We start from the raw sequence: 21,282 nt of genomic DNA, 5'->3' as shown, positions 1-21,282 counted from the left end.
AAGGGGAACCGCCTTTATGGCCGGTTCCCCGCTCTCCCAAAAATCGAGTACCAGACCGTGACACCTATTCTTGCAGAGAGTGCCGCGCCCCGGTCGCGGACCCAGAAACAATCGATCCTCAAACAGATCATGGGCAAGCCGGCAGGCGCAATATTCCTCGTCTTCATGACGCTGCAGATCGTCTGCATCGTCGGAGCGCTCCTCTATCCCGATGACTTTCGCTACCTGTCGCCGCAGAACCTGACGATCCTGATGAAGGCGATCCCGGTGCTCGGCTGCCTGGCGCTCGGCGCCGGCGTGCTGATGATATCCGGCGAGTTCGATCTGTCGATCGGCTCCGTCTACACCTTTACCGCCATCCTGATGGCAAGCCTCGTCAATCTCGGCATCAGCGCCTTCATCGCCGCGCCGATTGGCATTCTGGCGGGCGTGATGATCGGGCTTCTGAACGGCCAGATCACGCTGCGCTTCGGGCTGCCATCATTCATCGTGACGCTTGGCGGCCTGCTGTTCTGGCGGGGCGCCGTGCTGCTCTATAACGGCGCTGTTCAGGTCCGCTTCGATCCGGAAGCCGCCTTCACGAGCCTTTTCTCGGGCAGCCTTTTCGGCATCAATGCGGCCTTCATCTGGATCATCCTGCTGGTCGCAGCCTTCCATCTGCTGCTGCACAGCCACCGCTTCGGCAACCACGTGTTTGCGACCGGTGGCAATCGCGGCGCAGCGGAAGCGATCGGCATCAATACCGGCCGCGTCAAGCTGATCGGATTTGCGATCGCCGGTGGCATGGCGGCCGTTGCCGGGATCCTGGCAACGACGCGCGTCGGCAGCGTTCAGCCGGGACAGGGCGCCGGTCTTGAACTGCAGGCGATCGCAGCCTGCGTCATCGGCGGCCTGTCGCTGCGCGGCGGCCGGGGATCGATCATCGGAATCTTCCTCGGCGTGCTCCTCATCCACACCATCACCGATGTGCTGCTGCTCCTGAGAGCGCCGGGCTTCTATCTCGACATGTTCATCGCGACGCTCATCGTGCTGGCGGCAATATTCAACCATCTCATCGAGCGGCGGGGGCTTGCGTGATGTCGAAACCCAATCTTCTCGAACTCCACAATATCTCCAAGAGTTTTGGCGCGCTGACGGCGCTCAGCAACCTGAGCTTCCATATCGGCGAAGGCGAAGTGGTGGGCCTGCTCGGCGACAACGGCGCAGGGAAATCGACGACGGTCAACCTGATCTCCGGCATCCACAAGCCGACCGATGGATATCTGACAGTCGACGGCAAGCGGACGCTCTTCACTTGCCGTTCGGATTCCGCCGACGCCGGCATCGAGACGATCTACCAGCATACGGCGCTGGTCGATTCCCTCTCGATCACGCGCAACATCTTCATGGGCCGCGAATTGACCGATCGTTTCGGTTTTCTCAAGCAGGCAGAGATGCGCGAGATTGCCATGGAAGTGCTGAAGAACGCCGTCCATATCGCCGGCATCGACTCGCCCGATACGCTCGTCGGCAATCTTTCCGGCGGCCAGAAGCAGGCGGTGGCAATCGCCCGCGCCGTCTATTTCAAGAAGCGCGTCCTGCTGCTCGACGAGCCGACCTCGGCTCTCTCGGTTCGCGAAACGGAAGCGCTGCTCAACCAGGTGCTGAAGCTGAAGGCCGAGAATGTCTCCAGCGTGCTCGTCACTCACAATCTCTACCATGCCTACCAGGTCTGCGATCGCTTCGTGATCATGAGCCACGGAACGAAGGTATTCGACGTCGAAAAGGCCGACACGACCGTCGGGCAATTGACCGAATATGTCGTGCTGAGCTGACGCAGATGTTCAAGACAAGAGGCAAATGAATGACCCTATCTGTCAAAACCCGCCAGGTCGTCGGGCCTGAGGATGCCGCGCGCCGCAATACGCAGGGGCTGCGTGAAGGCTTCGTCATCGAAAACCTGTTCCGCCCAGGCGAGATCAACCTGACCTACAGCCATCTCGACCGGATGATCGTCGGCGGTGTCTCGCCGACCCGGGAGTCCCTCGAAATCTCCCGCGTTCCCGAGACCGGGACGGATGCCTTTCTCGAACGCCGCGAGGCGGCAATCGTCAATATCGGCGGTGCCGGTAGTGTCACGATTGGCGACAAGACTTATGAACTCGGTTTCCAGGAGGCGCTCTATATCGGCATGGGGGCGTCAGCCCTTCGCTTCGAGAGCCGCGATGCTGACGAGCCGGCGCTCTTCTATCTGCTGAGCGCGCCGGCGCATCGCGCCTGCCCGACGGTCCTCATCACCCGCGATATGGCGCGCAAGGTGGCGCTTGGTTCGGCCGAGGAATCCAATGCGCGCACCATCAACCAGTATGTGCATCCCGATGTCTGCGACAGCTGCCAGCTTCTCGTCGGGCTGACGATGTTCGAGCCGGGTTCGGTCTGGAACACGATGCCGGCGCATGTCCATGACAGGCGGATGGAGGTCTATCTCTATTTCGGCATGCAGGAGCAGACGCGCATCTTCCACTTCATGGGAGAGCCGAGCGAAACCCGGCACGTCGTCCTGAAGAACCACGACGCGGTCCTCTCGCCGGGATGGTCGATCCATTCGGGCGCCGGCACCGGCCGCTACGCCTTCATCTGGGCGATGGCCGGTGACAACATGAGCTTTACCGATATGGACAAGGTTCCGATGGACGCGCTGCGGTGACCGGTTTCGATCTGAGGGGCCGCTGCGCCATCGTCACCGGTGCCAATACCGGCATAGGCCAGGCGATCGCAGCGGGCCTTGCAAGCGTCGGCGCCGACATCATCGGCGTCGGGCGCTCGGCAATGACGCAAACGGAGGCGCTGGTGCGCGGCCACCGCCGCAGCTTTCACGCCATCACTGCCGATCTTTCAAAGACAGAGGCCGCACGCGCCGTTGTCGATCAGGCCGTCGCTGCCGGAGCCTCTCCTGATATCCTCGTCAACAATGCCGGCATCATCCGCCGTGCCGACGCGCTGGATTTCACCGAAGAGGATTGGGATGCCGTCATTGACACCAATCTGAAATCGGCCTTCTTCCTCAGCCAATCCTTTGCGAAGAATGCGATCGCGTCCGGACGCCGCGCCAAGATCATCAACATCGCCTCTCTCCTGTCTTTTCAAGGCGGTATCCGCGTTCCCTCATACACGGCCGCAAAGAGCGGCCTTGCGGGTCTGACGCGACTGATGGCGAATGAATGGGCGAGCCGGGGTATCAACGTCAATGCGATTGCGCCCGGCTATGTCGAGACCAATAATACCGAAGCGCTACGCGCGGATGCCGAGCGCAGCGCCGATATCCTGAAGCGAATTCCGGCGGGCCGCTGGGCGCGGCCGGACGATATGGTGGGTGCGGCGATCTTCCTTTCCGCTCCCGCTTCCGATTATGTGCATGGCGCCATCCTTCCCGTCGACGGCGGATGGCTAGCCCGATGAAAGGATCATGATGTCATTCTTCTCCCTTCCCGAAGACACGGTCTGGACCGAGGTCGCCCCCGGCAATCGCCGCGCCGTTCTGAGCCAGAGACCCGAAATGATGCTGGTCGCCTTCCGCTTCGAGGAAGGTGCAGTCGGCGCGCCGCATTCCCATCCGCATACGCAGGTGAGCTATGTCGCGGAGGGCGCGTTCGACGTCACCGTCGATGGCGAGACGACCCGGCTGGAGCAGGGCAGCAGCTTCATCGTCGCCCCGAACCTCGTCCACGGCGTCGTGGCGCTAGCGCCCGGCCTGTTGATCGACACGTTCACGCCGCGCCGCGACGATTTCTTATAAGCGGTCAGAGACCCCATCAAACACCGACGCGCGTAAGCGCGCCGGCGTCTGCCGATGGTCTCTGCCCTTTTGTCCTGAGTAGCTCGGTTGCCGTGTCGAAGTCGACGGCGCGAGAGAATAGGAAGCCCTGGCCGAGCACGCATCCCATCGCAACGAGATCCGAGACCTGGCTTTCGGTCTCGATGCCTTCGGCAACGACGCGGATGCCGAGCTTGCCGGCGATGCCGACAAGGCCTTCGACGATAGCGGCGCCCGGCTCCTCGTGGATCAGCCGATCGACGAAGGATTTGTCTATCTTGATGATATCGACGGGAACGGTGAGCAGGTGGGTGAGGGAGGCATAGCCCGTGCCGAAGTCGTCGAGCGCGACGCGCAGCCCCTGTTCCCGGAAGGCGCTGATCTCCTCGCCGATCATGTGGTCGCGGGGGTCGAGATAGACGGACTCGGTCACCTCCAGGATCACATGTTCCAGCGGCACGCCCTTTGCGGTGAAATGCTCCTGCAGCTTTGCCTGGAGATTGCCGGTGTGGAAATCCGCGGCTGACAGGTTCAGGCCGACGTGTTGCAGCGGCAGGCCGAGATCGAGCCAGCGGCGCATGTCGGCGGCGACGGTGACGAGCATGAGCTCGGTGATCTGCAATGCGATATCGCCATCCAGCATCGCCTCGTGGAAATGCGCTGCGGCCACGACGTCGCCCGAGGCCGTCCGCATCCGGCAAAGCGCTTCGAAGCCGACGATCTCCTTCGTGTTGAGGCGAACGATCGGCTGGTAATGCGCCTCGATCCGTCCTTCGGCGAGCGCAATGCCGACATCGCGAATTGCGCGGAACCTGCGTGTCAGCGCCGTGCCCATGCCGGGATAATAGGCGGTGAACTGGCCGCGATAGCGCGACTTGCCGTGATAGAGCGCGATATCGGCGTTCTGGCGCGCGTCGCCGTTGCCGGAGATAGCGCCGCCTGCGGTCACCGACGGGAAGACGACGTGCCTGTCGCATTGCGCCGGGCGCTTGATTTCACGGAGTATGGCGTTGCAGTGCTCGGTCAGCTCATCGATGCCGATGCCGTCGAAGATCACGGCAAATTCGTCGCCACCGAGCCGGAAGGTCCGATCCCTGGGGACGGCGGCAGCAATACGCCGCGCCACCGTCTGGATCAGGGCGTCGCCCGCGCCATGGCCGAACGTGTCGTTGACCAGTTTGAGGTTGTCGATATCGGCAAGCAGCAGGCCGAAGTCGCTGTTTGCGGCCTGCAGGCCGTGCAGCACTTCGTTGAAGCGCGCCCGATTGGCCTGTCCCGTCAGCGCATCCGTATAGGTGAGGCGCTCCCTTTCCCGGGTGCGCTCGTCGCGCTCGATCGCAATTGCGCAAAGATGCGTACAGGTCTCGATGACTTCCTTGTCGTGGCTCTCCGGATGGCGGCCGTTGCCGAAATAGAGGGCGAAGGTGGCGATGACCTTGCCGCCGCTGATAACAGGCGTCGACCAGCAGCCTAGGAGCCCGAGCGGCAGGGCAAGCGCCCTGTATTTGGCCCAGCGCGCGTCGCTCGCGATATCCGTGACGATGACGGGGACGCCATAATAGGCGGCGGTGCCACAGGAACCGGCAAGCGGGCCGATCTCCAGATTGTCGAGTGCATCGCTGTAATGCTTCGGCAGGGAAGGGGCTGCGAGCGGGTGCAGCACGCCGTTTTCAACGCGAAGGACCGAACATTGAATGCCCGGCAGGCGGGCTTCCACCAGACGGCACAATGTTTCCAATGTTTCGGTGAGCGGCTCGCCCTTGGCGATCCGTTCGAGAACTTTGTTTTGCAGTTCGAGCATATCGGCGCCAATGAGGTTGGAATACTCAGGGTAGGCGCAGAGACCACAAATCTCGTTTCCGGAACTGCTAAAATACGATCTATCGTTGTTTTTTAATGTAAGCCGACTGTCGGGAGATGCCGATCTTCGCAACCGGCACCTCCCAGTCTCGCAGGTTAGCGCTTCCCGTCGACGAGATGCGGAAGGGCTTCAAGCGTGCCGGGCTGCAACTCGGCGGGAAGGAGCGCCTGCGGCATATCCTGGTAGCAGACCGGCCGCAGGAAGCGGCGGATCGCGAGCGTGCCGACCGAGGTCGTGCTGCTGTCCGACGTCGCCGGGAAGGGGCCGCCGTGAACCATGGCGTGAGAGACTTCGACGCCCGTCGGCCAGCCGTTGGCGAGGATGCGCCCGGCGCGCCGCTCAAGAACCGGAATGAGCGGTCCGGCTGCGGCGACGTCCTCGGGCTCGAGATGCAGCGTTGCCGTCAGCTGTCCCTCGAGCTGTTCGGCGGCATCCCGCATTTCATCGACGCTGTCGCAGACAATCAGCAGCGAGGCCGATCCGAAGATTTCCTGGCTTAGCTCCGGGTTGGCGAGGAAGCTCCTCACATCGGTCTTGAACACCGCCGCGCGGCCGCGGTTCGGCCCTGCGGGCGGCTGGCTTTCGGCAGCCGCCGACACGCCGTCGTGAGCGGCAAGCGCATCACGCCCGGCTTCGTAGGCTGCGTGAATGCCGCTCGTCAGCATCGGTGCGGGCTGGTGGGCGCCGAGCTCGGCCTCAAGCGTCTGAAGGAAAGCCGAAAGCCCGGCACTCTGCTGCACGAACATCAGGCCCGGGCTGGTGCAATATTGGCCGGCGCCGAGCGTCAGCGATGCGGCATAGCCCTTGGCGATCGCTGCAGCGCGCTTCTCGATCGCCTGCGGCATGACGAAGACGGGATTGACGCTGCTCATTTCGGCATAGACGGGGATTGGCTCGGGGCGGGCCGAAGCCAGCGCCACCAGAGCAAGGCCGCCGCGGCGCGAACCGGTGAAACCGACCGCCTTGATCTTCGGGTTCTTGACCAGTGCCGTGCCGCTGGCGATTTCGCCGGGGAGATAGGAGAACACACCTTCCGACATTCCCATCCGTTCTGCGGCGCTGCGGATGGCGCGGGCGACAAGTTCGCCGGTGCCGAGATGTGCGGGATGGCCCTTGACGACGACAGGGCATCCGGCAGCCAGCGCCGACGCGGTGTCTCCGCCCGCAACCGAGAAGGCGAGCGGAAAGTTGCTCGATCCGAAAACCGCCACGGGGCCAAGCGGGATCTGGCGCATGCGCAGATCCGGGCGTGCCAGCGGCTGGCGATCCGGCAGGGCGCTATCGATGCGCAGATCGAGCCATTCGCCATCGCGCACAGTCTGAGCAAAGAGGCGCAACTGGTTCAGTGTGCGTGCAAATTCGCCCTTGAGCCGCCCCTCCGGCAGGCCGCTTTCCGCACCTGCGCGTTCGATGATGGCCGCCTGCGAGGCGTCGATCTCTTCGGCGATTGCGTCCAGGAAAGCGGCGCGTGTTGCGATCGGTAGCTGGCGGTAGCGGTCGAACGCATTCCAGGCGAGGTCGCAGGCGCGGGCGATGTCTTCCTCGGAGGAATTGCGGAATTCGGGTGTAAGGGTTGCCGATGTCGCGGGATTATACGCGATCAGCGTCTTTTGGCCGGGAGCCACGTCGCTATTGCCGATCAAGGCGGCCCCGGTGATGCGATCTGACATGAAATTGTCTCCGTCGATATTCTTCATTCTTGCCGGTAATGCGATCAGGGCTTTTGCGCAATCGCCTGAATGAGGCCGGCCCTGCCTTCGCGCAGATTGCGCCCGAGATTGCGGCCGGCAATGCCGAACTCGCTGCCCATGACGACGTGAAGGCCGAGTGCCGGAGGTTTCGCCGCTGCTGCCAGCGCGCGCTGGCGCGCCTCGAACCAGTCCGCACCCGCTTCCGTGCAATCCGTCCACGACGTGACTCTGAAGCCCTGCGAAACCAGCGCGTCTCGCATCTCATCGGCGGTCACGACAAAACTCATCGCCGGTTGCTCGGCCCATGGTACCGGGAAATGCATGGGAGTGACTTCGCCGGCGACGACGTCATAGATCGCCAGCTTCCCGCCGGGCCGCAGGACACGGAACGCCTCGCGGTAGAAGCCGGCGCGATCCGCGATGTTCATCGCGACATGCTGCGTCCAGGCGAGATCGAACATGCCGTCGTCGAACGGCAGGGCAAGCGCATTTGCCTGCTTGTAGACAACCTTTCCGGAAAGGCCGGTCCGCTCCGCCAGGAAGGTCGCCGCATCGACGAAGGACGGGCTGAGATCGATGCCCTTGACCTTGCAGCCGAACCGCGCCGCGAGATAGCGCGACGGCCCGCCGAGACCCGAACCGATATCGAGTACCGCTGTCGAGCCATCGATATCGAGAGCATCGGCAAGCTCGACCGTTGCCGCTAGGCCGCGCGAATGAAACTGGTCGAGCGGCGCGAGATCCTCCGGCGCCAGCACGCGGCCATCAAGGCCATCGGCCGCGAGCGCTGCTTCCAGACGCTCCCTGAGGCTGCCACGATCGTAATATTGCTGAATGGATTGGTTTTCGGCCATCGCCTGATCTTCCTGTCGCCATCATGCGGCCGTGCTGGCGAGGAGCCAAACATCGGCCAGGATGCCGATTTATAGCCGGGCGTGAGGCCGAGGCCTATCGGCATAAATGCCAATCTTGAGGTCATTTACGCCAGATAAAAGAGCTGCATCCGAAGCGCCGTTGGCGGCAATTGCGGGGAGCGGCCAACGATGGCGCCGGCCGCTCCCTGTCTCCGAGCGACCCGCCGCCTGGCGCTCAAGGAGGAGGACATGATACGCCTCCAAGGCACATGACGGTATCAATCCGATGAAAGTCTGACGGCGCGTGGCCGAAGAGCCGCAGCAAAACGTTCCTGCGGCAACAGAGAATAGCGCTATTTCAAGAGCTTGGCCTGTGGACAAGTGGTGGAAAACCTGTGCAGCCATCAGGCCGGTAAAGCCGAAATGTTCTTCTCTTGTTCCGTTGCGGCTTGCGCTCGGCCTGCGACTCGGGTCACATTGTCCTCAACCAAGCTTCGGCCTCCGCCGCAACTGACGCCGAAGATTTGGTACGGGCGCTCCCTTCTGGTCGAGCGCCCTCTTTTTTTCGAAGAGGCTATTCTCTGCGAGTGATCGCGCTTCGGATCAGTTCGTCGTGCTGTCGCACATCGGCACGGGGCGCGACGGCTGCGGCGGATGATCGGCCTTGTACTGGGCGATGATCGGCTCGAGCTTTTCCTTCGGCCAGAACTTCGGAGAGCCGATGGCTTTCAGGCAGGAGGCGTTCCAGTAGCTGCCGTTGGTGACCGGCGATTGGCCGGCTGCGACGGCTTGCGCGACGGCTTTGATGTCGCTGGAATCCGGGTAGATGTAGAGCGTCGTCGGGTTGCCATCGACCATGGACAGAACCTTTGGCGCATCGGATGGCGACCAGCTGGTGCAGCCGTCGCTGCGACCGCCCGCATAGGTCACGAGTTTGCCGAGCGGCGTATAACCCTGGCTATTGGCATAGGGGCTGTCGGGCTTCTTCTGCATGCAGATGCCGGATACGAGGGCAGCCGCATGGCCACCGATCGCCCGCTGTCTGGCATTGGCGGTCTCACCGATCCCGTCGAACTGCACGAAGGAGCGGATGAAGGCCGCCTGGCGGTCGGCACTGGTGCGGTAATAGCCTTTGAAGGAGGTCTTGATCTCGCTCGTCAGATAGGCGCCGCCGGCGGTCAGGTTGGAATCCAGCGCGTTGCCGAAATTCTTGGCGCATTCCCGGCCATTGGAGAAATTCGCCACACCTTGAAGATTGCGCCCGCCACCGTGACCGGAAGAGATCACGCTGAACGACATGTCGCCCTCGCAGATCACATAGAACCGGCCGCTCGACTGGTCGCCCGGGTCGTTCGGCCGCGTAGCGTCCATCGCGAAATAGCAGCCGTTCCGGACTTTGCCTTCGGCCACCTTCGAGAAATAGAGACTGCGCGCGCGCTGGAGGACGGGCAGGGCGATCTGCCCGTCGTCGACGCCGACATGTTCCATCAGCCAGTTCGGGATCGGCATCGTGGAGCCGGACGGCGCCGCCTGTGCGGAAGCCGCGATCGAGAGAAGCGCCAGACCGGAAAACCCAAGGAGTGAAAACCTTCTGGACACGGCGCATTCTCCTGGCAGTTTCGCGGCACTATTCGTTCGGCGCGGGTTGGTCGATCCCACCTAGCTTATAGATGATGGTTTAATAAGTTTTAACAGCCGGGCAACGATCTGCTGGTTGATTGTTACCGCCCGAGCTTCATGTGCCGGTTCACATCCTTGTAGAGGAGGTAGCGGAACTTACCGGGTCCGCCGGCATAGCAGGCCTGCGGGCAGAAGGCGCGCAGCCACATGAAGTCTCCGGCTTCGACCTCTACCCAGTCCTGATTGAGCCGGTAGACCGCCTTGCCTTCAAGCACATAAAGGCCGTGCTCCATGACATGGGTTTCCATGAAGGGAATGATCGCACCCGGCTCGAATGTGACGATCGTCACGTGCATGTCGTGGCGCAGATCGAGCGGATCGACGAAACGCGTGGTCGCCCACCGTCCCTCGGTGCCCGCCATCGGAGAGGGCGCGATGTCCTGTTCGTTGGTGAAGATGGGTTCGGGAGTGCCGAGACCTTCCACCTTCTCATAGGTTTTGCGGATCCAGTGGAAGCGTGCGGTCTCCTCGCCACGGTTTCGCAGCCGCCAGCCGCAGGAGGGCGGCAGGAAGGCATATCCGCCGGGACGGAGCACATGAGTCGCTCCCGCAAGCTCTACGCTGATCTCCCCCTCGACGACGAACAGCACGCCTTCAGCCATCGGATCGGCCTCCGGCTGGTCGCTGCCGCCGCCGGGGGCGACTTCCATGATATATTGCGAGAAAGTTTCAGCAAAACCGGAAAGCGGGCGCGCAATCACCCAGAGGCGCGTCTTTTCCCAGAAGGGCAGGTAGCTGGTGACGATATCCATCATCACGCCCTTGGGGATGACCGCATAGGCTTCCGTGAAGACGGCGCGGCCGGACAAGAGCTCTGTCTGGGCAGGGTTGCCGCCGCGCGGCGAGAAGTAGGTAGGGTTGGTCACTTTGCACTCCGCGAACTATTGTGCATATATCGATGGGTGCCCGACGATATCGGGGCAGAAACGGGCCGAGCAGCGTTGCAGACGGCCGTTTCAGGCGGTCTGGCCGGCCGCTCTGCGATCTTGAAGAGCAGAATAAAGCGCGCCGAAACAGTTGCTAAAATTTGAAAGTCTTTTGCATTTTTTCGGGGAAATCCTGATCTAGCGCCGCGCTTTCAGGCAAAGCACAATCCCTCTCAGCAGGAAAATTCCGGATTTCGGGTTTCTTGCGCCTGTATCCGGAGGAGATGCAGGCGGCCCCATGACATAGGGCAGCGCCGGGAGCGCTCGCCTCGGGAGGAATTATGTTCGAACGGCTTTTCAAATTGCAGGAGCACGGTACGACCGTGCGCACCGAACTCATCGCGGGCGTCACGACGTTCCTGACGATGTCCTATATCATCTTCGTCAACCCCGACATTCTGTCGAGCACCGGCATGGATCGCGATGCGATCTTCGTCGCCACCTGTCTGGCAGCAGCACTCGGCTCGATCGTCATGGCGCTGGTCGCCAACTGGCCGATCGGCATGGCGCCGGGCATGGGGCTCAACGCCTTCTTCGCCTTCACCGTGGTCGCCGCCCTCGGCTTTACCTGGCAGCAGGCGCTCGGCGCGGTCTTCATCTCGGGCATGATCTTTGTGCTCCTGACCGTCACAGGCGTGCGGCGGTGGCTGATCGATGGCATTCCGCATTCGCTGAGAAGCGCGATCGCCGCCGGTATCGGTCTGTTTCTGGCGATCATCGCGCTGAAGAGCGCCAATATCGTCGTTGACAATCCCGCGACACTCGTTGGTCTCGGCAATCTGCGCGAAACCGGTCCGCTGCTGGCGATCTTCGGCTTCTTCGTGATTGCCGTGCTCGATGCGCTGAAGGTGCGCGGCGCAATCTTGATCGGCATTCTCGCCGTTACCGTGCTCTCCTGGATCTTCGGCGTCAGCGAGTTCAAGGGCATCGTCTCGATGCCGCCGTCGATGCTGCCGACATTCATGCAGCTCGATATCGTCGGTGCGCTGCATGGCGGTCTGGTGCACGTCATCCTCGTCTTCGTGCTCGTAGAGGTGTTCGATGCCACCGGCACGCTGATCGGCGTTGCCAAGCGCGCGAAGCTGATCGAAGAGGGCAGGCCGAACCGCCTGAGCCGGGCGCTGCTCGCCGACAGTGCCGCGATCGTCGCAGGCTCGCTGATGGGCACCAGCAGCACGACCGCCTATGTCGAAAGCGCCTCCGGCGTGCAGGCTGGCGGCCGCACCGGCCTCACGGCGCTGGCTATCGCCGTGTTGTTCCTGGCAGCGCTCTTCATCTCGCCGCTCGCCGCTTCGGTGCCGAGCTACGCCACGGCCCCGGCTCTGCTCTATGTCGCCGGCCTGATGATGCGCGAGCTCACCGAGATCGATTGGGACGACCTGACGGAAGCCGCACCGGCAGCCCTGACGGCGCTCGCCATGCCCTTCACCTACTCGATCGCCAATGGTCTTGCTTTCGGCTTCATCAGCTACGTCGTGCTGAAGATCGGCACCGGCCGCTGGTCGGTTCTGCATCCAGCGACGCAGATCGTCGCGGCGCTCTTCGTGGTGCGCTTCGCCTTCTTCGCTTAGCCGCGAAAGCTACATAAAACCGGGCCGTTCGAGGGGACGGCCCGGCTTTTTGCGTTCCGGTTTACGTGATGGCGGCTTTGTAAAGCCCAATCCTGCCCCCAATTCCCCCTCTAAAACTTGAAAGTCTCGAAGGATCTCGCTGCTTTTCAGGGGAATGGCCCTGTCCGATATTGGAGACAGGAGTGCTACGCTTGGGAGAAATCATGCAGTCTCATGCAACAGGAGCCGGTCGGCTCACGACCCATGTTCTGGATACGGTGCGCGGAAAGCCCGCCGACAGGCTGCGCATCGACCTCTACCGCATCGAGGACGAAACGGCGCATCGCGTAAAATCGGTCAATACCAACGACGATGGGCGCTGCGATCAGCCGCTGCTGTCGGCCGAGGCGATGCGGGCTGGCACCTATGAGCTAAGGTTTCACGCCGGCGATTATTTCCGGAGCACTGCGGGCACAGCCGAATTCCTCGACATCATACCGATCCGCTTTGCCATCGCCGACGAACGCGCCCACTACCACGTGCCGCTGCTTGTCTCGCCCTTCAGCTATTCCACCTACCGCGGGAGCTAGTGATGACTGTCGCCATCCGCCAAGAGTTGCGCTTCATTCTTAATGGGCAGGACATCGCTCTCTCCGATGTCGCGCCGGATCAGACGCTGCTCGACTGGCTGCGCCTTTCGCGCTCGCTGAAGGGCACCAAGGAAGGCTGTGCCGAGGGCGATTGCGGTGCTTGCACCGTGCTCGTCGGGCGGCTGACGCCGGCGGGCGGGCTTGTCTATGAGAGCGTCAATGCCTGCATCCGCTTCCTGGGATCGCTGGATGGTTGCCATGTGGTGACGGTCGAGCATCTCTCCGGCCGCGACGGGCGATTGCATCCGGTGCAGCAGGCGATGGTCGATTATCACGGCTCGCAATGCGGCTTCTGCACGCCGGGCTTCGTCATGTCGCTCTACGGGCTCTGGATGCAGACGCCGGAGCCATCCGACCGGCAGATCGAAATCGCCCTTCAGGGCAATCTCTGTCGCTGCACCGGTTATGAGCCGATCCTCCGCGCCGCCCGCGCCGTCTCCAGCTATGGCCGGACGGCCAGGGATCCGCTGCTCGTCGAGCGCGCAACGATGATCGCGCGATTGCAGGCGCTGCGGGACGGTGCGCGCGTCGAAATCGAGAATGGCGGCGGAAAGCTGATCGTCCCTGCCGATCTCGACGACTTCGCCGCGATTTTCGAAACGTCGCCGGCCGCTACCGTCGCAGCCGGTTCCACCGATGTCGGGCTCTGGGTCACCAAGCATATGCGCCGGATTTCTCCGGTCATCTTCATTGCGGGGCTTCGGGAACTGAAGACGGTCGCGGTGAAGGACGGTCTGATCTCGATCGGCGCCGGGGTCACCTATTCCGAGGCGATCGAGACGCTGTTGCAGCACATTCCGGCGCTTGGTGAATTGGTGAACCGCATCGGCGGCCAGCAGGTGCGCAACATGGGCACGATCGGTGGGAACATCGCCAACGGCTCGCCGATCGGCGACACGCCGCCGCCGCTGATTGCGCTGGGTGCGACGCTCACCCTGCGCAAGGGCGCTGAGCGCCGCACGATCTTGCTGCAGGATTTCTTCATCGCCTACGGCAAGCAGGATCGCCAGCCCGGCGAATTCGTCGAGGCCGTGCATGTGCCGGTGCCTGCGGCCGATGAGACATTCGCGGTCTACAAAGTGACGAAGCGCCGCGACGAGGATATCACGGCGACGCTCGCGGCCTTCTCTCTCAAGCTTTCGAACGATGGCACGGTCGCGGGCATCCGGATCGCCTATGGCGGCATGGCCGCGACGCCGAAACGGGCCTTTGCCGTAGAGGAGGCGCTGCTCGGGCAGCCCTGGACCGAGGCAACCGTTGAACGCGCGATGGAGCGTTATGCGGAGGATTATGCGCCGCTGAGCGACATGCGCGCCACCGCCGAATACCGGGCGTTGGTCGCGAAAAACCTTCTTCTCAGATTCTACCTGGAAACGACATCGGGCGCCGAGCAGGCGCAGGTGTCCAGATACGAGGCTGCGTGAGCCATGAACAAGCACACTGCCGACATCAAGGCCGAAACGATCACCGGCGGCGTCCATACCAGCCCGCGTCATGATTCCGCACACAAGCACGTTGCCGGTACGGCGATCTATATCGACGATATCGCCGAACCCGCGGGTACACTGCATGCCGGGCTCGGCCTGTCGAACGTCGCACACGGCATCCTGAAGGAGCTCGATCTCTCCGCTGTTGTGGCTGCCCCCGGCGTCGTCTCGGTGCTGACCCATGAGGATGTGCCGGGGATCAACGACATCTCGCCGTCCTATATGAACGACGATCCGGTGCTTGCCGTCGGCAAAGTGGAGTTTCACGGCCAGCCGATCTTCTGCGTCATTGCCGAGACGCGCGAGCAGGCGCGCCGCGCAGCACGCCTGGCAAAGATCACCTATGAGGAACTGCCGGCCGAGATCGACATATGGGACCTCGACGTTTCGACCCATCGCCAGGTCGTGACGCCGCTGACGCTGAAACGCGGCGATGCTGCGGCCGGGCTCGAAAGCGCGCCGCGCCGTGTGAAGGGCCGCATGCGCCTTGGCGGCCAGGACCATTTCTATCTCGAGGGACAGGTGTCGCTGGCGCTTCCCGGCGAGGATGACGAGATCATCGTCTATTGCTCCACCCAAGGGCCGAGCGAGACGCAGCACATGGTTGCCCATGCGCTCGGCGTGCCAAGCAATGCCGTGACGATCGAGGTGCGCCGCATGGGCGGCGGCTTCGGCGGCAAGGAAACGCAGGCAAACCAATGTGCGGCGCTTGCCGCGATCGCGGCCAAGAAGCTCGGCCGTCCGGTCAAGCTCCGCCTAGACCGCGACGAGGACATGACCGCGACGGGAAAGCGGCACGACTTCGCGATCGACTACGATGTCGGCTTCGACGACGAAGGCCGGATCCTGGCGATCGATTATACGTTCGCGCTGCGTGCCGGTTTCTCCGCCGATCTCTCCGGCCCCGTCGGCGACCGCGCATTGTTCCACTGCGACAACGCCTATTTCTTTCCGGCGGTGCATGCGAAATCGGCGCCACTCTATACGAATACGGTTTCCAACACCGCCTTCCGCGGCTTCGGCGGACCGCAGGGCATGGTCGGCGCAGAACGCGTTATCGACGAGGTGGCCTTTGCCATCGGCAAGGATCCGCTCGAAATCCGCAAGCTGAATTTCTACGACGCCATGGGCGTCGAGGGGGAGCGCAATCTCACGCCCTATCACCAGAAGGTCGAGGATTGCATCATCCAGCGGATCGTCGCCGAGTTGGAGGAGAGCGCCGACTATGCCGGCCGCCGCCGGGCGATCCAGGAGTTCAATGCCCGGAACCGCGTCGTCAAGCGCGGCATCGCGCTGACGCCCGTCAAGTTCGGCATCTCCTTCACCAAGACGGAATCGAACCAGGCCGGTGCGCTGGTGCACGTCTATACCGATGGCTCCGTGCACATGAATCACGGCGGCACGGAGATGGGGCAGGGGCTTCATCTGAAGGTCGCGCAGGTCGTGGCCGAGGAATTCCAGATCGATCTCGACCGGGTGAAGATCACCGCGACGACGACGGCCAAGGTGCCGAACACCTCGCCGACGGCTGCTTCCTCCGGCGCCGACCTGAACGGCATGGCGGCGCAGAATGCCGCCCGGCAGATCAAGGACCGGCTGATCGCCTTTGCCGCCGAGACCTATCAGGTGCCTGCCGAGCAGGTGATCTTCCTGCCCAACCGTGTCAGGATCGGCGCGAACGAGATCGCCTTCAACGATTTGGTCAAGAAGGCCTATATGGCCCGCGTCCAGCTCTCCGCCGCAGGCTTCTACAAGACCCCGAAAATCCATTGGGACCGCGCCAAGGGCCGCGGCCATGCCTTCTATTACTATGCCTATGGCGCTGCCTGCTCGGAGGTTTCGATCGACACGCTGACCGGCGAATATGTCGTCGAGCGCACCGATGTCCTCCACGATACCGGCCGCTCGCTGAACCCGATCATCGATATCGGCCAGATCGAGGGCGGTTTTGTTCAGGGCATGGGCTGGCTGACGACCGAGGAACTGTGGTGGGACGGCAAGGGGCGGCTTCGCACCCACGCGCCGTCGACCTACAAGATTCCGCTCGCCTCCGACCGGCCAAAGATTTTCAACGTCGCGCTGACGGACTGGTCGCAGGCCTACGAGCCGACCGTCCATCGCTCGAAGGCCGTCGGCGAGCCGCCCCTTCCGCTTGGCCTCTCGGTGCTGCATGCTCTTTCGGACGCGGTTGCCAGCGTTGCGGATCACAGGATCTGCCCGCGCCTCGACGCGCCGGCAACGCCCGAGCGGGTGCTGATGGCGATCGAGCGCCTCAAAGCGGCGAACAAGGAGTGAGCTCATGCCTGCCGCGCGTGAAGACATCCGGGATTTCCTGCGCCGCGAACCGGCATCGATCCTGATCGAGGTCGTGGGTGCGGCCGGTTCGACGCCGCGCGATACCGATGCCTGGATGCTGGTCTCAGAGCGGGCGATCTTCTCGACGATCGGCGGTGGCCAGCTTGAGCATATGGCGATCGATCAGGCGCGCCGGGCGCTAAGGCTGCGGACGGCTGCAGGCACGATGAACGTGCCGCTCGGCCCGGAGATCGGCCAGTGCTGCGGCGGCCGGGTCAACCTTGCGCTGACGGCGGTCGATGCCCGCCTTGCACGGGATCTCGTTGCGCGCAGCGATCGGGAGATTGCTGCGCGCCCGCACGTCTATGTGTTCGGAGCGGGCCATGTCGGTGATGCGCTGGCTATGGCGCTATCGCTCGCGCCCCTGCGCGTCATTCTCGTGGATACACGCGAAGATGAGCTGGCAGCTTCGACCGTGCCCAGGATCGAGACCTGCCTGACGGCGATACCGGAAGCGGTCGTCCACGATGCCCCGGCCGGCAGCAGCTTCGTGATCCTGACCCATGACCATGCGCTGGATTTCCTGATCACTGCCGACGCGCTCAGCCGCCCCGATGCCGCCTATGTCGGCATGATCGGCTCATCGACCAAGCGGGCGACCTTCCGCAACTGGCTGTCGCGCGAGGTCGGTCATCCAGAGCTGTTCGACAAGCTCGTCTGCCCGATCGGCGGAACCGTCGTGAAGGACAAGCGACCGGCCGTCATTGCAACGCTCGCCGCCGCCGAGATTATGACGGCGGCGCTGAGCTGGTCGGCAAGGCGTGCTCAGGCGCCTTCGGTCTCGGCGGGTTCGTCATCCAGCAGCTTGCCGATCAGCCGCTGACAACGGTCGGCCATGAAATCGATCATCAGCCGGACCTTCGGATCCTGGAAGCGCTTGTGCGGATAGAGGGCGGCAAGCTGCACGGAGGCGGGCGGGCTGTCCTTCAGAATCTCCACCAGCCGTCCTTCTTTCAGATAGGCCTTCACCTCGAAGAGCGGCTTGTTGATGATGCCGCGTCCCTCGAGCGCCCATTGCGTAAGCACGTCGCCATCATCGCTGTCATAAGGGCCGCCGACTTCGAACTTGCGCAGGCCTTCGGCCGTCAGGAGCGTCCAGAAGTATTCCTTGGAGCCCGGATAGCGCAGTAGCAGACAGTCGTGCTTGTCCGAGATCAGCGCATCCGCATTCTCCGGCATGCCGCGCCGTTCGATATAGTCCGGCGAGGCACAGAGCACGCGCTGGCAATTGAGGATGCCGCGCATGCGCAGGTTCGAATCCTCGAGCACGCCGAGCTTGAAGGCGACATCGACGCCTTCGGCGAGGATGTCGACATTATGGTCCGAGAGGCGCACCCGCACCTCGATATCGGGATATTTGTCGTGGAACTCGGGGATGCCCGAGGCGATCAGCCGGCGGCCGATGCCGAGCGGCGCGGTGATGCGCAGCGACCCCTTGGGATTGCGCGACAGGTCGGCAATGGCGCCTTCTGCCTCGTTGACGGCTTCGATGATCTTCACCGCCCCGTCATAGAAGACGCGGCCATGCTCCGTCGGCGACAGCTTTCGTGTCGTCCGGTTGAAGAGCCGGACGCCGAGATGGCTTTCCAGCTCCTTGATGCGGTTGCTGGCGACAGCCGGCGTCACGCGCTGGTCGCGCCCCGCGGCGGAAAGCGTACCGAGTTCGATCACGCGAACGAAGACGCGGATGTTGTCGAGATAGGACATAGCGCCTTCTACCACATCATTTCATGGGACAGCGGCCGCGATCTTATAGATTTTTTTGAAAGTGTTCGAGGATTTCACGGGATTTCCGGGGAAGTCGCGCGATGGCAGAACCGTTCCCGATAACTGGGAGGTCTCCATGTACGAATATGCCATCGCCTGGGATTGGGTGACATTCGCCGTCCGCTGGCTGCATGTGATAACGGCAATCGCCTGGATCGGCTCTTCCTTCTATTTCGTGGCGCTCGATCTTGGTCTGAAGAAACGCCCCGACCTGCCGCCCGGCGCCTTCGGCGAGGAATGGCAGGTCCACGGCGGCGGCTTCTACCATATCCAGAAATATCTGGTGGCACCGGCCAACATGCCCGACCACCTCGTCTGGTTCAAATGGGAGAGCTACGTTACCTGGCTTTCCGGCTTCGGCATGCTCTGTCTCGTCTATTATGCCGGGGCGGATCTCTACATGATCGATCCTCACGTGCTCGACGTGTCCAAGCCGGTGGCTATTGCCATCTCGCTCGGAACGATCGCTGGCGGCTGGATCATCTACGACCTGATCTGCAAGTCGCCATTCGGCAACGACAATACGCGGCTGATGGTGGCGCTCTATTTCATCCTGGTTTTCGTCGCCTGGGGCTATACGCATCTCTTCACAGGCCGCGCCGCCTTCCTGCATCTCGGCGCTTTCACGGCGACGATCATGTCGGCCAACGTCTTCTTCATCATCATTCCGAACCAGAAGATCGTCGTCGCCGACCTGCTGGCCGGGCGCACGCCGGATCCCAAATACGGCAAGATCGCCAAGCAGCGCTCGACGCATAACAACTATCTGACGCTACCCGTCTTGTTCCTGATGCTGTCGAACCACTATCCGCTGGCCTTCGGCACCGAGTTCAACTGGATCATCGCCTCGCTGGTGTTCCTGATGGGCGTCACCATCCGCCACTACTTCAACACCCGCCACGCCGATGCCGGCAATCCGACATGGACCTGGATCGTCACCGTCATCATCTTCATCTGCATCATGTGGCTGTCGACGGTGCCGAAAATCCTGACCGGCGATGCGGCGGAGGCGAAGATTTCGGCAGCCCAGCAGCCCTTCGTCACCGCCGAGACCTTTCCGAAGGTGCGCGATACGGTGCTCGGGCGCTGTTCCATGTGCCATGCGCAGGAGCCGGGGTGGGAGGGGATCATTAAGCCGCCAAAGGGCGTGACCCTGGAAACTGACCGCGACATCGCCGCCCATGCCCGCGAGATCTACCTGCAGGCGGGCCGCTCGCATGCCATGCCGCCCGCGAATGTCACCCAGATCACCGACGACGAACGGCGCCTGCTTGTGTCCTGGTACGAGAGCGCCATCAACGGAGAGAAGACCCAATGACCGATATCCTGATCCGCGGCCGCGTGCTGACTTTCATCTCCGAGCCGCAGGGCATCGATGACGATGCCTCCTATCGCTATTTCGAAGATGGTGCGGTTCTGGTGCGCGGCGGCAAGATCGTCACTTCGGGCGTCTATGGCGATGTCAGGAAACTCGCCGCCGCCGATATCAAGGTCGAGGATCACCGCCCGAACCTGATCCTGCCGGGCTTCATCGACACGCATCTGCATTTCCCGCAGACGCAGGCGATCGCCTCCTATGGCGCGCAGCTGCTGGAATGGCTGAACACCTATATTTTCGTGGAGGAGCAGAAGTTTGCCCGCTCCGCGCATGCGGCAGAGGTCGCCGGGCGTTTCATGGACGAGCTGCTTTCGAACGGCACGACGACCGCCGTCGCCTATTGCTCGGTCCATCCGGAGAGCGTCGATGCCTATTTCTCCGCCGCCGAACAGCGCGGCATGGGCGTCATCGGCGGCAAGGTGATGATGGACCGCAATGCGCCGGAAGCGCTGCGCGATACGCCTGAGCGTGGATATGCCGAAACCAAGCGGCTGATCGAGAAATGGCATGGCCGGGGCCGCGCCCGCTACGCGATCAGCCCGCGCTTCGCCATCACCTCGACGCCGGAACAGATGGAGATGAGCAAGGCGCTGGTTTCCGAGCATCCGGATTGCTATGTCCAGACTCATCTCTCCGAGAACCTCGATGAGATCGCCTTCGCCACCTCGCTCTATCCGGCGGCAAAGGACTATACGGATATCTATGCGCGCTACGGCCTGCTCAACGAGCGCACGCTGCTCGGCCACTGCATCCACATGAGCGACAGGGAAATCTCGGTTCTCGCGGAGACCGGTGCGGTCGGCGTCTTCTGCCCGACATCGAACCTCTTCCTCGGATCCGGCCTGTTCGACAGCGCCCGTTTCGACAAGCTCGGCTCCCGCTGGTCGGTCGCGACCGATGTCGGCGCCGGCACCAGCTTCTCGATGCTGGAGACGATGGACGAGGCCTATAAGGTGCTGCATCTGCAGGGCCAGCGGCTGACGCCGCTCAACTCCTTTTACCGGATGACGCGCGGCAATGCCGTGGCGCTTGGTCTCGAGCAGGAGATCGGTTCGCTGGAACCGGGTGTGACGGCCGATATCGTCATCCTCGATTCCCGCGCCAAGTCTGCGATGGAATACCGGATGCGGACAGCGCGGTCGCTGGTCGAGGAACTCTTTATCCTGCAGACGATGGGCGACGACCGCTGCATCGCCGAGGTCTATGTTGCAGGCAAGGCGATGAAGAAGCCCCGGCGCGCGACGGCCGACAGACAGCTCGAAACCGCCTGATCTCTCGATCAGATCAAAT

General features: G+C 62.8%; 18 protein-coding genes. 12 read left to right on the top strand and 6 right to left on the bottom strand.

What is annotated here, in order from left to right; translation table 11 throughout:
* Window positions 1-57: 57 nt before the first annotated feature.
* From ACEN84_RS28770 to ACEN84_RS28750, 5 genes are read left to right on the top strand one after another with little or no spacing between them, the layout of a single operon-like run.
* The gene (locus ACEN84_RS28770; protein WP_199625224.1) at window positions 58-1,077 is read left to right on the top strand and encodes an ABC transporter permease; all 1,020 of its coding nucleotides are present in this window, start codon (window positions 58-60) and stop codon (window positions 1,075-1,077) included.
* Complete coding sequence (locus ACEN84_RS28765; RefSeq protein WP_413711450.1) at window positions 1,077-1,814, top strand: ATP-binding cassette domain-containing protein; 738 nt, start codon at window positions 1,077-1,079, stop codon at window positions 1,812-1,814. The genes ACEN84_RS28770 and ACEN84_RS28765 overlap by 1 nt, the downstream gene beginning before the upstream one ends.
* A 29-nt stretch (window positions 1,815-1,843) precedes the next feature.
* Window positions 1,844-2,686: a 5-dehydro-4-deoxy-D-glucuronate isomerase gene (gene kduI, locus ACEN84_RS28760; protein WP_413711449.1), complete on the top strand. Its 843-nt coding sequence runs from the start codon at window positions 1,844-1,846 to the stop codon at window positions 2,684-2,686.
* Window positions 2,683-3,438, top strand: a complete 756-nt coding sequence (gene kduD / locus ACEN84_RS28755) for a 2-dehydro-3-deoxy-D-gluconate 5-dehydrogenase KduD (protein ID WP_413711448.1) — start codon at window positions 2,683-2,685, stop codon at window positions 3,436-3,438. The genes kduI and kduD overlap by 4 nt, the downstream gene beginning before the upstream one ends.
* A gap of 7 nt (window positions 3,439-3,445) precedes the next feature.
* The gene (locus ACEN84_RS28750; RefSeq protein WP_413711447.1) at window positions 3,446-3,775 is read left to right on the top strand and encodes a cupin domain-containing protein; all 330 of its coding nucleotides are present in this window, start codon (window positions 3,446-3,448) and stop codon (window positions 3,773-3,775) included.
* 16 nt (window positions 3,776-3,791) lie between these two features.
* On the opposite strand, the gene ACEN84_RS28745 is transcribed toward ACEN84_RS28750, so the two are convergent.
* From ACEN84_RS28745 to ACEN84_RS28725, 5 genes are all read right to left on the bottom strand, one after another.
* Window positions 3,792-5,594, bottom strand: a complete 1,803-nt coding sequence (locus tag ACEN84_RS28745) for an EAL domain-containing protein (RefSeq protein WP_413711446.1) — start codon at window positions 5,592-5,594, stop codon at window positions 3,792-3,794.
* A gap of 155 nt (window positions 5,595-5,749) precedes the next feature.
* On the bottom strand, window positions 5,750-7,324 hold the full coding sequence (locus tag ACEN84_RS28740) for an aldehyde dehydrogenase (NADP(+)) (protein WP_413711445.1): 1,575 nt from the start codon (window positions 7,322-7,324) through the stop codon (window positions 5,750-5,752).
* Window positions 7,325-7,368: 44 nt separating this feature from the next.
* Entirely contained in the window at window positions 7,369-8,199 is an 831-nt protein-coding gene (locus ACEN84_RS28735; protein WP_413711444.1) for a methyltransferase domain-containing protein, read from the bottom strand.
* Between the two features lie 603 nt (window positions 8,200-8,802).
* Window positions 8,803-9,798, bottom strand: coding sequence for a hypothetical protein (locus ACEN84_RS28730; protein WP_130281083.1), 996 nt, complete (start codon window positions 9,796-9,798; stop codon window positions 8,803-8,805).
* 122 nt (window positions 9,799-9,920) lie between these two features.
* Complete coding sequence (locus ACEN84_RS28725; RefSeq protein WP_413711443.1) at window positions 9,921-10,745, bottom strand: bifunctional allantoicase/(S)-ureidoglycine aminohydrolase; 825 nt, start codon at window positions 10,743-10,745, stop codon at window positions 9,921-9,923.
* A 341-nt stretch (window positions 10,746-11,086) separates the two neighbouring features.
* Between ACEN84_RS28725 and ACEN84_RS28720 the strand changes: the two genes are divergently transcribed.
* The 5 genes from ACEN84_RS28720 to xdhC all read left to right on the top strand — a co-directional run bounded on the left by ACEN84_RS28720 (window position 11,087) and on the right by xdhC (window position 17,670).
* Window positions 11,087-12,376, top strand: a complete 1,290-nt coding sequence (locus ACEN84_RS28720) for an NCS2 family permease (RefSeq protein WP_413711442.1) — start codon at window positions 11,087-11,089, stop codon at window positions 12,374-12,376.
* 203 nt (window positions 12,377-12,579) lie between these two features.
* Window positions 12,580-12,945 (top strand): hydroxyisourate hydrolase, encoded by a 366-nt coding sequence (gene uraH, locus ACEN84_RS28715; protein ID WP_413711441.1) that lies wholly within the window; start codon window positions 12,580-12,582, stop codon window positions 12,943-12,945.
* A 2-nt stretch (window positions 12,946-12,947) separates the two neighbouring features.
* On the top strand, window positions 12,948-14,429 hold the full coding sequence (gene xdhA / locus ACEN84_RS28710; RefSeq protein WP_413711440.1) for a xanthine dehydrogenase small subunit: 1,482 nt from the start codon (window positions 12,948-12,950) through the stop codon (window positions 14,427-14,429).
* A 3-nt stretch (window positions 14,430-14,432) separates the two neighbouring features.
* Window positions 14,433-16,787 (top strand): xanthine dehydrogenase molybdopterin binding subunit, encoded by a 2,355-nt coding sequence (gene xdhB / locus ACEN84_RS28705; RefSeq protein ID WP_413711439.1) that lies wholly within the window; start codon window positions 14,433-14,435, stop codon window positions 16,785-16,787.
* 4 nt (window positions 16,788-16,791) lie between these two features.
* Window positions 16,792-17,670, top strand: coding sequence for a xanthine dehydrogenase accessory protein XdhC (gene xdhC / locus ACEN84_RS28700; protein WP_413711438.1), 879 nt, complete (start codon window positions 16,792-16,794; stop codon window positions 17,668-17,670).
* Here xdhC and ACEN84_RS28695 read toward each other — a convergent pair.
* Complete coding sequence (locus ACEN84_RS28695) at window positions 17,613-18,554, bottom strand: LysR family transcriptional regulator (protein ID WP_413711437.1); 942 nt, start codon at window positions 18,552-18,554, stop codon at window positions 17,613-17,615. The two genes, xdhC and ACEN84_RS28695, sit on opposite strands and share 58 nt — an antisense overlap.
* A gap of 136 nt (window positions 18,555-18,690) precedes the next feature.
* Here ACEN84_RS28695 and ACEN84_RS28690 point away from each other — a divergent pair, with 136 nt between their 5' ends.
* Entirely contained in the window at window positions 18,691-19,932 is a 1,242-nt protein-coding gene (locus ACEN84_RS28690; protein WP_413711436.1) for a urate hydroxylase PuuD, read from the top strand.
* On the top strand, window positions 19,929-21,263 hold the full coding sequence (guaD, locus tag ACEN84_RS28685) for a guanine deaminase (protein ID WP_413711435.1): 1,335 nt from the start codon (window positions 19,929-19,931) through the stop codon (window positions 21,261-21,263). The genes ACEN84_RS28690 and guaD overlap by 4 nt, the downstream gene beginning before the upstream one ends.
* Window positions 21,264-21,282 lie beyond the last annotated feature (19 nt).

The sequence above is a fragment of the Rhizobium sp. Rhizsp82 genome (assembly GCF_047325115.1).
GTDB lineage: Bacteria > Pseudomonadota > Alphaproteobacteria > Rhizobiales > Rhizobiaceae > Rhizobium.
Note: the sequence above shows the minus strand (reverse complement) of the source record. Positions and strands in the feature narration are given on the sequence as shown.